This is a genomic window from Streptomyces sp. BR1 (assembly GCF_052373795.1).
In the GTDB taxonomy this organism is placed as follows: Bacteria; Actinomycetota; Actinomycetes; order Streptomycetales; family Streptomycetaceae; genus Streptomyces.
Window position 1 is genome coordinate 2,767,890 of record NZ_CM126252.1, and the last position, 13,396, is coordinate 2,781,285.

10 protein-coding genes are annotated in these 13,396 nt (G+C 71.7%); 6 read left to right on the forward strand and 4 right to left on the reverse strand.

What is annotated here, in order from left to right; translation table 11 throughout:
• The first annotated feature begins 2 nt into the window (after nt 1-2).
• Nucleotides 3-1,376, forward strand: a complete 1,374-nt coding sequence (locus ACT1U9_RS11770) for an SWIM zinc finger family protein (protein WP_444538289.1) — start codon at nt 3-5, stop codon at nt 1,374-1,376.
• A gap of 72 nt (nt 1,377-1,448) precedes the next feature.
• Nucleotides 1,449-3,080 carry a DUF5691 domain-containing protein gene (locus ACT1U9_RS11775; protein ID WP_444539077.1) on the forward strand — a complete coding sequence of 544 codons (1,632 nt, stop codon included), beginning with the start codon at nt 1,449-1,451 and terminating at the stop codon, nt 3,078-3,080.
• Nucleotides 3,081-3,228: 148 nt separating this feature from the next.
• On the opposite strand, the gene ACT1U9_RS11780 is transcribed toward ACT1U9_RS11775, so the two are convergent.
• Complete coding sequence (locus tag ACT1U9_RS11780) at nt 3,229-3,642, reverse strand: cobalamin B12-binding domain-containing protein (protein WP_444538290.1); 414 nt, start codon at nt 3,640-3,642, stop codon at nt 3,229-3,231.
• 350 nt (nt 3,643-3,992) lie between these two features.
• Here ACT1U9_RS11780 and ACT1U9_RS11785 point away from each other — a divergent pair, with 350 nt between their 5' ends.
• Complete coding sequence (locus ACT1U9_RS11785) at nt 3,993-4,814, forward strand: esterase/lipase family protein (protein ID WP_444538291.1); 822 nt, start codon at nt 3,993-3,995, stop codon at nt 4,812-4,814.
• 273 nt (nt 4,815-5,087) lie between these two features.
• Nucleotides 5,088-6,497 carry a M23 family metallopeptidase gene (locus ACT1U9_RS11790; protein ID WP_444538292.1) on the forward strand — a complete coding sequence of 470 codons (1,410 nt, stop codon included), beginning with the start codon at nt 5,088-5,090 and terminating at the stop codon, nt 6,495-6,497.
• A gap of 72 nt (nt 6,498-6,569) precedes the next feature.
• On the opposite strand, the gene pcrA is transcribed toward ACT1U9_RS11790, so the two are convergent.
• A complete protein-coding gene (gene pcrA / locus ACT1U9_RS11795; protein WP_444538293.1) occupies nt 6,570-9,044 on the reverse strand; it encodes a DNA helicase PcrA in 2,475 nt (824 codons plus the stop codon).
• A gap of 201 nt (nt 9,045-9,245) precedes the next feature.
• On the opposite strand from pcrA, the gene ACT1U9_RS11800 reads away from it, so the two are divergent.
• Nucleotides 9,246-10,385, forward strand: coding sequence for an NlpC/P60 family protein (locus ACT1U9_RS11800; RefSeq protein ID WP_444538294.1), 1,140 nt, complete (start codon nt 9,246-9,248; stop codon nt 10,383-10,385).
• 39 nt (nt 10,386-10,424) lie between these two features.
• Here ACT1U9_RS11800 and ACT1U9_RS11805 read toward each other — a convergent pair whose 3' ends face one another.
• On the reverse strand, nt 10,425-10,778 hold the full coding sequence (locus tag ACT1U9_RS11805) for a hypothetical protein (RefSeq protein WP_444538295.1): 354 nt from the start codon (nt 10,776-10,778) through the stop codon (nt 10,425-10,427).
• A gap of 329 nt (nt 10,779-11,107) precedes the next feature.
• Between ACT1U9_RS11805 and ACT1U9_RS11810 the strand changes: the two genes are divergently transcribed.
• A complete protein-coding gene (locus ACT1U9_RS11810; RefSeq protein ID WP_444538296.1) occupies nt 11,108-12,193 on the forward strand; it encodes an NlpC/P60 family protein in 1,086 nt (361 codons plus the stop codon).
• 51 nt (nt 12,194-12,244) lie between these two features.
• Here ACT1U9_RS11810 and ACT1U9_RS11815 read toward each other — a convergent pair whose 3' ends face one another.
• Nucleotides 12,245-13,381 carry an alpha/beta hydrolase gene (locus tag ACT1U9_RS11815; protein ID WP_444538297.1) on the reverse strand — a complete coding sequence of 379 codons (1,137 nt, stop codon included), beginning with the start codon at nt 13,379-13,381 and terminating at the stop codon, nt 12,245-12,247.
• Nucleotides 13,382-13,396: the final 15 nt, after the last annotated feature.

Consider the following 13,396-nt stretch of genomic DNA (forward strand, 5'->3'; position numbering starts at 1 on the left):
ACATGAATCAGCAGGGGGTGCGCTGGACGGCGGAACAGGTGCTGGCTCTGGCTCCTGACGATCCGTCACGGAAGGCGGGAAGCAAGCTCGGCACGGCCGGGCCCTGGTCTCAGGGCGGCTGTGACAACTCAAGCGTGTGGGGCCTGTGCAAGGGCAGCGGCAGCAGGCCCTACCAGACGGTGATCGACACGGGCGGCCCCGGCACGGGCGGCCTCGGATACAAGTGCAGTTGCCCGAGCCGGAAGTTCCCGTGCAAGCACGCGCTGGGGCTGCTGCTGCTCTGGGCAGCGGACGAGTCGGCGGTGCCGGACGGTCAGGCACCGCCCGACTGGGCCGCGCAGTGGCTGGGCGACCGGCGCGCGCGGGCGGAGAAGAAGGGGAGCGAGGCTGCGGGGCCCCCGGCCGAGCGGACCGCCGACCCGGAGGCGGCCCGGCGCCGCGCCGAGAGACGGGCCGAGCGGGTCACCGCCGGGGCGACGGAGCTGGAGCAGCGCCTTGAGGACCTGCTGCGCGGGGGCATCGCGGCGGCGGAGCGGCCGGGGTACGGGCTGTGGGAGGAGACGGCCGCCCGCATGGTCGACGCCCAGGCGCCCGGACTGGCGGGCCGGGTAAGGGAGTTGGGCGCGATACCGGGTTCGGGCCCCGGCTGGCCGGTGCGGCTCCTGGAGGAGTGCGCGCTGCTGCATCTGCTCGACCGGGCGTGGCTGAGTCGGGAGCGGCTGCCGGAGCCGCTGGCCGCGACGGTCCGCACGCGGGTCGGGGTGCCCACGCCGCCGGAGGGGCCGTCGATACGGGACACCTGGCAGGTCCTCGCCCAGTACGACACGGCCGACGCCAAGCTGACCACGCGCCGGATATGGCTGTACGGCCGGGATTCGGGACGCTCGGCGCTGCTGCTCGACTTCGGCGCGGCGGGCCGGGCACCCGAGCTCGCTCTGCCGGTCGGCCTCGCGATCGACGCCGAGCTCACGCCGTACCCGGGCGGCGGGCAGCTGCGCGCCGCCCTCGGCGAGCGGTACGGGGCGCCGCTCACGGCCGGGGGCCCGCCGCCGGGCGGCTCGACGACGGATGCGCTTGAGCGGTATGGGCGGGCGCTGCGGGACGACCCGTGGCTGGACGCCTGTCCTGTGACGCTGAGCGGGGTCATACCGGTGCCGCCCGGAGAGACCGGCGGCGACGGCTGGCAACTCGCGGATACCGACGGGGAGTTGGCGCTGCCCGTGGCTCCGGGCGCGGCCACCCGTACGGGCCTGTGGCGGCTCGTCGCGCTCTCCGGTGGCGGCCCGGTGACGGTCTTCGGCGAGTGCGGCCATCGGGGGTTCGCCCCACTGGCGGCGTGGCAGCCGGGGTCCCCGGAAACGGTGTCGCTGCTCTGACGGGGTGCGCCAACGCTCGTAACCACGTACGTGAGAAAGGAAGGGGGAAGTCGCGTGTCTGCGTCCGCATCCGTGAAGGAGGTCGCGTCCGTGGAGGGAAGCGAGGCCAACGGGGTTGGCTCCTGGGAGGAGTTGGTCACCGCCGCGCTGCTCGGGACCGAGCGGCGCGCCGCCGCCGGGGAGCCCGCCGCGCTGCTCGACGACGCCGCGCGGCGGACCGTGCGGCGCAGAGCGGGTCTGGTGCCCGCGCCCGCGTCCGTACGGCCCGAGAAGGCGCCGGACGATGAGCGACCGCATCTGCCGCAGGCCGCGCGGCGGCGGCTCGGGCAGTTGCTGGCGGACCGCTCGGCGGCGGCGCATTCGTCGGGGCGGCGGGGGGCCGCGCCCGATCTCGCGGAGCTGCTGCCGCAGTGGCTGAGCGCGGCGGGCGAGCGGGGGTTCCGGGCGCCGCCCGAGCTGCTGCCCGCGCTGCTCGACGCGGCCAGGGCGCGCACGGATCTGCGGCCGCAGGCGCTGGCGTTCGCCGGGTCGCGGGGGCTGTGGCTGGCCCGGCTGAACCCGGAGTGGCGGTTCGCGCTGCGCGGCGGCACGGGCACGGCGGTCCTGCCCGACGTCTCGGATCCGGAGGCGGTGCGGCGGCTGTGGGAGGAGGGGCTGTTCGCCGAGCGGGTGGCGCTGCTCACGGCGGTACGGGCGTACGCGCCCGGCGCCGCACGGAAGTTGCTCGCCACGACGTGGGTGGCCGAACGGGCCGAGGACCGGCTGATGTTCGCCGACTCGCTGCGGGCCGGGCTCTCGGACGCGGACGAGCCGTTCCTGGAACAGGCGCTGTCCGACCGCAGCCGTAACGTCCGGGCCACCGCCGCCGAGCTCCTTTCGGCGCTGCCCGCGTCCGCGCTGGCCGGGCGGATGGCGGCGCGGGCGGCGTCCTGCGTCGGGCTAGACCGCTCGGGGGACGCGGACGGGGCGCGCATCGTGGTGGAGGCGCCGCACGAGTGCGACGCGGCGATGCAGCGCGACGGGGTGGCTCCGAAGCCGCCGACCGGGCGGGGTGAACGGTCGTGGTGGCTCGGCCAGTTGGTGGAGGCGGCGCCACTCGGTGGCTGGTCCGGTCGGCTCGGCGGGCGCAGCGCGCGCGAGATCGTGGCGCTGCCCGTCGCCGACGACTGGGGGGACGAGCTGCACGCGGCGTGGTGCCGGGCGGCGGTGCGGCAGCGGGACGCCGAGTGGTCGCGTGCCCTGCTCGGCGCGCCGTCCGCGCCGCCGGGCGGGGACGGGGGGACGGTGTCGCTGGCCGAGCGGGCCAAGCTGCTGTCGACGCTGCCGGAGCATGAACGGGCCTCGTGGGTGGCCGCGTTCATAGCGGCGCACGGGCTGTCGGAGGCGTTCCAGCTGCTGGGGGTGTGTCTGGTGCCGTGGTCCGGGCCGCTCGGGCGCGCGGTGGTGGACGCGCTGGAGATCGCGCGGGACGCGGGGAGCTATCCGTGGAGCTTCAGCGGGGTGATGGGGCTTGCGGAGCGGTGCCTGGATCCGGGCGAGGCGGTGCGTCTCGACGCGCTCACCGCGATACCCCCGGAGTCGGAAGGGGCGTCTCCCGGGGCGGGCGGGTACTGGGCGGAGGCGTTCCAGCGGCTGGTGGGGACGTTGCGGTTGCGCGCGGCGATGTTGGCGGAGCTGGTTCCCCCCGCCCCGCCCCTTCCCTGAACCCTCCGGGGGTGGGTGGGGGGGGAAGGCGGTCTCCCGGGGGCTGCGCCCCCGGACCCCCAGCGGGGGCTGCGCCCCCTGCACCCCGCTTTTGGGGGCGCGGGGAACTGCGCGATCAGCCACAGACAGCCCGCAGACGAACTGTCGCCTACGACGCCGTCGCCTCCCGCACGTTCGCGTGGACCCACTCCACGATCGACGTCGTCGTCGCGCCGGGGGTGAAGATCTCGGCGACGCCGAGGGACTTCAGGGGGGCGATGTCGGCCTCCGGGATGATGCCGCCGCCGAAGACCTTGATGTCCTCCGCGTCGCGCTCCTTCAGGAGCTCGATGACCTTGGCGAACAGCGTGTTGTGGGCGCCGGAGAGGATGGAGAGGCCGATCGCGTCGGCGTCCTCCTGGATGGCCGTGTCGACGATCTGCTCGGGCGTCTGGTGCAGCCCGGTGTAGATGACCTCCATGCCGGCGTCGCGCAGCGCCCGGGCGATGACCTTGGCGCCCCGGTCGTGCCCGTCGAGCCCCGGCTTGGCCACCACCACGCGGATCGGACCGGTCACACCCATCACTGCCTCCACACGACCACACGAGGTGAACAAACTGAAGTGAACGAACGTTATCTACAGCATCCCGCAAGCCGCCGTTTCACGGTGGACAGCGAGGGGGAAATCACACGGTGGGACATGTTCGTTTTGCGTCGCCTACCCGATTGTCCGCCGTCCGTCGGCCGGATCGACCGGGACGGCTGCAAAGGGAGCCGCTCTGAAGGAAGGCGCCGGACCACCGTGCCGTCAGCCGCACCGCACGGTGGTCCGGCCCCGGCGTTCTGGCGAGCGCGGTTTCGACGAGGGGCGCCCCATGAGGGCACACGGGGGACAGAGTCGTCCTCCCGGCGTGCCGTTCGGGAGGTCGGTCCGTGCAGTTCCTTCTCTTTCTTCCGCTGTATCTGCGCCGCGCGTGGGTGTCCGCCGCGCTGCTGCGGGCCACGGCGCTGGAGCTCGCCGTCCTCGCCGGCCATCTCGTCCTCTACCCCTCGGGCATGGCCCCCGAGCGCAGAGACCCCGTGGCCGACGACGCCCCGCAGCTGCCCACGGCCGGTCGCGCGCATGCGCCGGTCGTCCTGCTGCACGGCTTCATCGACAACCGCTCGGTCTTCGTCCTGCTGCGCCGCTCCCTGAGCCGGAACGGCTGGCGCCATCTGGAATCGCTCAACTACTCGCCGCTGACCTGCGACATCCGCACGGCCGCCGAGCTCTTGGGCCGCCATATCGAGGAGATCTGCGCGCGCACCGGCCACGCCGAGGTGGACATCGTCGGGCACAGCCTCGGCGGCCTGATAGCCCGCTACTACGTACAGCGGCTCGGCGGTGACGCCCGCGTCCGTACGCTGGTCACGCTCGGCACCCCGCACGCGGGGACCCGCTCGGCGCATCTGATCAGCGCGCACCCGATCGTCCGCCAGATGTGCCCCGGCTCCGACGTCGTCGAGGAGCTGCGCCGTCCCGCGCCCGGCTGCCGGACCCGGTTCGTCAGCTTCTGGAGCGACCTGGACACGCTGATGGTCCCGGTGGAGACCGCCCGTATCGACCACCCGGATCTGGTCGTTCAGAACGTACGGGTGTCGGGCATCGGACATCTCGCGCTGCCGGTCCATCCGGCCGTCGCGACCGGCATACGGCAGGCACTGACCGCACAGGAGGAAACGGCCGACGGACGCGAGGCCTTCTCGGTGGCGTGAGCCCGGACCCGAGCCGGAACCCCGGTCCGTAAAACCGGCTCGATCCCCGGTTCGCGACCGTAAATCTCGAACAGTCGTCGAACGCAGAGCCAAGGCTCTGTCCGCAGTCCGCCGAAAGACGCTGATTGCCCGTTTCCGGGGCCAAGAAAACCTCCCGAAGATTGTCGCTGTCGCGTACCGCCGGGTACAGTCACGCCACTGCTTCCCCCACTGGAAGCCCCTTCCCCAGGGCGTCCAGACCCAGGTCCTGTTGCCGAGGCGAGAGAGAAGTTGGTGACTGACCAGCACGCCCACGCCGGGTACGCCGGATACCACGGCTATTCCACAGCGGACGCCCCCGTCGACTTCTCCGCCGATTCGGCCGCCGACCCGCTCTTCGGTGCCATGCCCGGCAGTTACGACAGTTACGAAACGGGCCAGTGGGACGTCTACGGCGCGCAGCAGTACCAGCAGCACGCGTACGACACCACCGGACAGTGGACGATCCCGGCGCAGTCCGCCGGTCCCGATGTCACCGGCCAGTGGGACGCGAACGCCTGGAACCAGGCGCAGCAGACAGGGCAGTTCGAGACCACCGCGTTCGCGTACGACGCCGCCTATGACACGACCGGCCAGTGGGCCGTGCCCGGCGCCGCCTACGGAACCGCTGCGTACGGCGAGACCGGTACGTATGACACCACCGCCTGGAACGTGGGCGTGGAGGCGCAGGTCCGCGCGCCCGAGCACAGCGAGCGCGCTGAGCACGTCGAGAACGCAGCGCAGAGCACCGCGCAGTTCTCCGTGATCGACCTCGACGCGGTCGAGAACCAGGAGTTCGCCGCGCCGGACACCGAGGCCTCCCAACACCCGCTCCCCGAGGCCGAGTTCGAGCCCGAGCCCACCCCGGTCACGTCCGACCCGGTCGAGCTCACTCCCCTTTCGTCGCGCCGCGCCGCGGGCGGCAACCGCAGCCGCCGGCGCTCCCCCGCCAAGCGGTCCGCGCTGCTGACCGTCGCGGTGCCGTCGGTGTGCGTGATGGGTGTCGCCGGGGTCGCCGCCGCGTCGGTGAGCGGGCTCGGTGGCGAGAGCAACGGCGACGACACGGCCGTCACCGCGTCCGACCCGTCGTCGGTCAAGCCGGTCGCCGCCAACAGCAAGCTGGACACCCAGCTCGCCAACCTCAGCGCGGAGGCGGGCAGCTTCGCCGACCGCGCCAGCCGTACGCAGGAACGTCTCGACCTCAAGGCGCGCCAGCAGGCGGACAAGCAGCGCAAGGCGGAGGCGGCGGCGAAGAAGGAGGCCGCACGCCCCAAGTACCTGCTGCCGGTGACGCAGAAGGGCCTGAGCGCGTACTTCGGGCAGGCCGGTGTGAACTGGATGTCGGTGCACACCGGCATCGACTTCCCGGTCCAGTACGGCACTCCGGTGATGTCGGCGATCGACGGCACGGTCCGTACGCAGTGGAACAGCGCCTACGGGAACATGGCCATAGTGACCGGCGCCGATGGCACCGAGACCTGGTACTGCCATCTCTCCAGCACCAAGATCCGCTCCGGCCCGGTCAAGGCCGGTGACGTGATCGCGTACTCCGGCAACTCCGGCAACTCCACCGGCCCGCACCTGCACTTCGAGGTACGCCCCGGCGGCGCCTCACCGATAGACCCCCTGCCGTGGCTCCGCAGCCACGGGCTCGACCCGACGTAGTCCGAGTCGGCAGACTCCCTACAGAAACGATTTGGAGCTCCGAGCGGGAATCGCCCGGAGCTCCAAGCGCACCTACAGCTTCTCGACGGGCGCGTACCGCAGCAGCAACTTCTTCGGGCGCTCGTCACCAAAATCAATCGTCGCCTGCGCGTCCGACCCCGAACCCGTCACCGACATCACCGTGCCCAGACCGAACTGGTCGTGGGTGACGCGGTCGCCCACCGACAGTGCGATCACCGGCTTGTCGCCGGTGCGCCGGGTGGCGAAGCCGGACGGACCCGAGCGCGAGCGCGACGACGACAGCGCGCCCGCGATGCCGCCGCCGAGGCCCTTGCCCGAGACCGGCCCGGCCGGGGCCGCCATCGGGCCCGTCCGCTTCCACTCCAGGTGCTGGGCCGGGATCTCCTCCAGGAACCGGGACGGCGGGTTGTACGCGGGCTGGCCCCAGGCGCTGCGCATCGACGAGCGCGTCAGATACAGCCGCTCACGCGCGCGCGTGATGCCCACGTACGCCAGGCGGCGCTCCTCCTCCAGCTCCTTGACCTGGCCGAGCGCGCGCATGTGCGGGAAGACCCCGTCCTCCATGCCGGTCAGGAACACCACGGGGAATTCGAGGCCCTTGGCGGTGTGCAGCGTCATCAGCGTGATGACACCGCTCCCCTCCTCGTCCTCGTCCGGGATCTGGTCCGAGTCGGCGACCAGGGCGACCTGCTCCAGGAACTCCGCGAGCGTCGGGGTGCCCGCGCCCTCGGTCTCGCCCTCCGCCTCGCCCCGGGCCTGCTCGAACTCCAGGGCCACGGCGGCGAGTTCCTGGAGGTTCTCGATCCGGGTCTCGTCCTGCGGGTCGGTGGACGCCTGCAACTCGGCCAGGTAGCCGGTCTGTTCGAGGACCGCCTCCAGGACCACGGCGGGGCCCGCGCCCGAGTCGACGACGGTACGGAGGTCGTCCATCAGCTGGTTGAAGCGCTTCACCGCGTTCGCCGAGCGCGCCGCCATGCCGTACGCCTCGTCGACGCGGCGCAGCGCCTGCGGGAAGGTGATCTTCTCGCGCAGCGAGAGCGCGTCGACCATCGCCTCGGCGCGGTCGCCGATGCCGCGCTTGGGCACGTTGAGGATGCGGCGCAGCGGCACCGCGTCCTCCGGGTTGGCGAGAACGCGCAGATAGGCGAGGACGTCGCGGACTTCCTTGCGCTCATAGAAGCGCACGCCGCCGACGACCTTGTAGGGCAGGCCGACCCGGATGAAGATCTCTTCGAAGACACGGGACTGGGCGTTGGTGCGGTAGAAGATCGCGACATCGCCCGCCTTGGCGTCGCCCGCGTCGGTGAGCCGGTCGATCTCGTCGGCGACGAACTGCGCCTCGTCGTGCTCGGTGTCGGCGACATAGCCCGTGATCCGCGCGCCCGCGCCCGCGTCCGTCCACAGGTTCTTGGGGCGGCGGCTCTCGTTGCGCTCGATGACCGCGTTGGCGGCGGACAGGATCGTCTGCGTGGAGCGGTAGTTCTGCTCCAGCATGATCGTCGTCGCGTCCGCGTAGTCCTCCTCGAACTGGAGGATGTTGCGGATCGTCGCGCCCCGGAAGGCGTAGATCGACTGGTCGGCGTCACCGACCACGCACAGCTCGGCCGGGGCCTCGCCCTCGCCGCCCGGGCCGACCAGCTCGCGCACCAGCGTGTACTGGGCGTGGTTGGTGTCCTGGTACTCGTCGACCATCACGTGGCGGAAGCGGCGGCGGTAGTGCTCGGCGACGTCCGGGAACGCCTGGAGCAGATGGACCGTCGTCATGATGATGTCGTCGAAGTCCAGCGCGTTGGCCTCACGCAGCCGCGCCTGGTACATCGCGTACGCCTGCGCCAGCGTCTTCTCGAAGCCGTCGACGGCCTGACCCGCGAAGGTCTCCTCGTCGATCAGCTCGTTCTTCAGGTTCGAGATCTTGGCGCTGAACGACTTCGGCGGGTAGCGCTTGGGGTCCAGGTCGAGGTCGCGGCAGACCAGGGCCATCAGACGCTTGGAGTCCGCCGCGTCGTAGATCGAGAACGACGAGGTGAAGCCGAGCTTCTTGGACTCGCGGCGCAGGATGCGCACGCACGCGCTGTGGAACGTCATCACCCACATCGCGTGGGCGCGCGGGCCGACCAGCTGCTCGACGCGCTCCTTCATCTCGCCCGCGGCCTTGTTGGTGAAGGTGATCGCCAGGATCTGGCCGGGGTGGACGCCTCTGGTGGCCAGCAGGTGCGCGATGCGGTGCGTGAGCACCCGGGTCTTGCCGGAGCCCGCGCCGGCCACGATGAGCAGCGGGGAGCCCGCGTGGACCACGGCCGCGCGCTGGTTCTCGTTCAGCCCCTCAAGCAGGGTCGCCGGGTCGACCACCGGGCGGTGGGCGCCGTCCCGGTAGTACGCGTCGCGGCTCGGCGGCGCGTCGAACCGGCCCTGGAACAGGTCGTCCGGCACCTGCTCCTGCGCCGGGCCGTCCTCGGGCGGCGGCGGGTGCTCCTCCTCGGAGGGCTGGAGGTCCGCCAGGAAGCTGTCGTCAAAGAGGCTGCTCATCGTCTCCCGAGTCTAGGACCCCGCTCTGACACTCCGCCGCCGCCTTCGCAGAGACGGTCGACGACTACGCACAGTGAAGGTCACGGGAATGTATCGGGCCTGTCGGACATCAACCTTCCCAGCGGGCACACCAGTTGGCTAGCGTGCCGCCTCAGCCGGGGAACGCCCCCGTCCGGAACTATCCGGAAGGAGGTGTCGGCCTTGCCGTCCCATCGCAAGCCGCGCACCCGAATACGTACGGCCACGCCCGCCGTCGGCATCACCACGGCCGCGCTCGCCTCGGTGAGCCTGCTGGCCCAGAGCGCGAGCGCCGCGCCCGGTGCGCCGGGGCCCACGGTCGAGGAGGTCCAGCGCAAGGTCGACGACCTCTACCGGCAGGCGGGCACGGCCACCGAGAAGTACAACCAGGCCAAGGAGAGCGCCGACCTCCAGCGCACGAAGACCGACGCTCTGCTCGACCGGGTCGCCCGGGGCACCGCCCGGCTGAACGACACCCGCCGGGTGCTCGGGAGCTACGCCGCCGAGCAGTACCGCACCGGCGGCATGGCCTCCACCATGACGCTGATGCTCGCGGACGACCCGCAGACGTTCTTCGACCAGAACCAGCTGATGAAGCAGCTGACCGGCCGCGAGGAACAGGCGCTGCGCTCCTTCGAGACCGAGCGGGCCGCCAACGCGAAGCAGCGCGCCGAGGCGAGCCGGAGCCTGGCGCGGCTGACCGCCTCGCAGGAGTCCCTGCGGACCGGCAAGCGGGACGTCCAGGCGAAGCTGGCCGCCGCCCGCACGCTGCTGAGCACCCTCACCGCGCAGGAGAAGGCGCGGCTCGCGGCCCTGGAGAAGGCCAAGGAGGACGAGGCGCGGCGCAAGGCCGAGGAGCTGGCGGCGCGGCAGGCGGCGGCGAAGAAGGCGGCGGACGCTGCGGCCGCGGCCCGTAAGCCGTCGTCGGGCTCGACCGGTACGGGGTCCACTTCACCGTCATCGCCCTCGTCGTCCACCAAGGCCGACAAGGCGCTCGCGTTCGCCCGCGCCCAGATGGGCAAGCCGTATGTGTGGGGCGCGGTCGGGCCGTCCTCGTACGACTGCTCGGGGCTCACCCAGGCCGCCTGGCGGGCCGCCGGGGTGGATCTGCCGCGTACGACCTGGGACCAGGTCAACGTCGGCACCCGGGTCGCCACGGCCGATCTGCGCCCCGGTGACCTGGTGTTCTTCTACGACGACATCAGCCACGTCGGGATGTACATCGGCGACGGAATGATGATCCACGCGCCGCACCCGGGTGCGTATGTGCGCGAGGAGTCGATCTACTACATGCCGATCTACGGGAGCGTGCGGCCCGCGTAGCGGTCGGCGGAAACGATCAGCCGGCCGACACCGCGAGGATCACGTCCAGAGCGTCGCGATGAAGATGTTCGCCATCGTCAGGCCGCCCACCGCGCCGAACAGCGCCTTCTCGACCTTCTCGTCGTCCCGCTTCACATAGACCGCGCCGAGGATCACCACCAGGATCGCCAGCTTCAGGCCGATCTTGGCGGTGTTCACGGTGTTGTCGTCGGCCTGGTTGAGGCCGACCAGGGCCACGCCCGTGACCAGCATGGTCAGCGCGCCGTGCAGCATCGCGGGCACGAAGCGCGCGGTCCCGGCACCCATCGCCTTCATCTGGGTCAGAAAGCCGCCGAGCAGCGAGGCGATGCCGATGATGTGCAGGGCGACGAAGACATTGATGAGTACGTCCATGGAATCGGAGCCTAACGACCCCGGGTCACGGCCTGGCAGCCAGGTGGGGGTCCCATCCGGCGCTTCGGTCACAGCCGTAGCCGGAAAAGGGATCCGGTCGTCGACACTCCGGTCACTTCCGGTCGTACAGGCGCCGGAAGAGAACACTTCCCTTCATTGGCTCACTCGCCCGTGTCACCGAGGTTTAGCGTCCTCCACCAGGTGACCGGACTCCCCACCGCCGCCCCCTACCGGGCGGCCATCGGTCACCACGCCGAGAGATCCGGCGGCGGGCCGTCCCCCCTGTGCGGTCCGTCGCCGGATGCGAACGGAAGGACGTGAAAGCCCTAGTGGCTGCACACCGAAAGCCCAGGCAGCACCCGCTCACCGGCCCCGCCGCCCGCACCGCGGCGACGCTGGCCCTGGCCGGAGCCGCCACCGCCACCGCCTTCGAGGGCACCGGCCACGCCGAGCCCCGCCTCACCCCCGCTCAGGTGAAGGCCAAGGTGGACAGGCTGTACCAGGACGCGGAGGTCGCCACCGAGGCGTACGACGCCACCAAGGAGAAGGCCGACGAGACGCAGAAGTCCGTCGACGATCTCCAGGACGAGGCCGCCCGCAAGACCGACCGGCTCAACATCGCGCGCAACGCGCTGGGCTCCATCGCCACCGCCCAGTACCGCACCGGCGGCATCGCCCCCGCGCTCCAGCTGATGCTCTCCTCGGACCCGCAGCAGTACCTCGACGACGCGGCGTTCGAGGAGCGGGCCGGGGACCGTACGGCGAACGCGGTGGCCGGGGTGCGCAAGCAGCTCGCCGAGCTGAAGCGGCTGCACACCAACGCGGACGGCCGCCTCGCCGAGCTGCGCGGGCAGCAGGCGCAGCTCAAGCGGCAGAAGGAGAGCATCAAGTCGAAGCTCGACTCGGCCCAGGCGCTGCTGTCCCAGCTGACGGCCGAGGAGCGGACCGCGTACGAGGGTCAGGACGGCGCCCGCGCGGACGGCTCCGCCGCTTCGCGCTCCAGCCGCTCCTCCGCGTCCGGAGACTCCTCGCCGACGGCCCCCGACGGCCTGCTCCCCGCCCCCAGCGGGCGCGCGGCGGCCGCCGTCGCCTACGCCTACGCGGCGCTCGGCAAGCCGTACGTGTGGGGCGCGACGGGACCGTCCTCGTACGACTGCTCCGGGCTCACCCAGGCGGCCTGGGGCGCGGCGGGCGTCTCACTGCCCCGGACCACGTACACCCAGATCAACTCCGGGACCCGGGTCTCCCGTTCCGCGCTTGCCCCCGGTGACCTGATCTTCTTCTACTCGGGCGTCAGCCATGTCGGCCTGTACATCGGCGGCGGCCAGATGATCCACGCGCCGCACCCGGGGGCGCCGGTGCGGATCGCGCCGATCGACCAGATGCCGTTCGCGGGGGCGACCCGGCCGGCGTGACAGGCGCCTGCTGCGGCCGAGAGTGGCTCACCGGCTCGCGAGGCCGGCCGGTCAGACGCCGTTGGCGGCCGCGACCTTGCCCGCCCCGCCCATCTCCTTCGTCAGCCAGCGGAAGACGTCGGGCACCTGGTGCTCCCAGACGCTGCTGCGGTGGCCGCCGCCGTTGAGGCGTACGACGTGGACGACGGTCGGGGCCTTGGCCGCCTTCTTGAGCGCCATGCCGTCGTTGTAGCCGTCACCCATCTCGCCGGAGACGAAGAGCGAGGTCAGCGGCGGGGTCTTGGCGTTCTTGAGGATCCACAGCGGGTTGGACTCCTGGCGCAGCTTCGGGTCGTGCGCGGTGATCGAGGCGCCTTCGGCGGCCGGGTCGTTGTAGCCGGAGAGGTCGACGCCGGCCCGGTAGCGGTCGGGGTGCTCGATGGCGAGCTTGCCCGCGCAGTGGCCGCCCGCCGAGTACCCGGCGACGGCCCAGCCGTCGGCCCCGGTGTCGGCGCGGAAGTTGTCGGTGATCATCTTGCGTACGTCGACGCTGATCCAGGTGTCGGCGTTGACGATGCCCGGCACATTGGCGCAGCCGGTGTCCTTGCCGTCCAGCAGCGTGGTGCGCGGCGAGACCAGGATGAAGGGGGCGACCTCGCCACGCTGCATCATCGGGGTCAGCTGCTTCTGGGTGTGCAGCGAGCCGAACCAGGCGCCGATGGATCCCGGGTAGCCGGGCAGCAGCTCGACCACGGGGAAGGTCTTGTCCTTGTACGCGGGGTCGTTGTACTGCGGCGGCAGCCAGACCGCCACATCGCCCTCGACGCCGGAGATCGCGCCCTTGAGCGTGGTCTTCATGACGCCGTCGCCGACCTTGCCCTTGTACTCCTTGAAGTTCTGCTTCACCTTCGGCGCCGAGGCGGCCTTCTTGCCGCCGGTGCCGTCCGGGCCCAGGTCCGGAGCGGCGTTCACGTGGTTGCCGGTACCGAGCAGGTCGTCCCAGTTGTCGTAGAGCCCGTTGGCGTTGTTGACCATCACGAAGACCACGAGGACGGCGGTGAACTGGGCGAACAGCAGCATGCCCAGCCGCGAGGCCCCGCGCACCACGGCCGGGCCGCCGATCCTGCTCCACAGGAACAGGGGCAGCAGCAGGGCCACCGCCGCCACGACGACGGCGGTCAGCAGGAAGGGGGTACCGGTCAGGCTCATCACACGGGAGAAGAG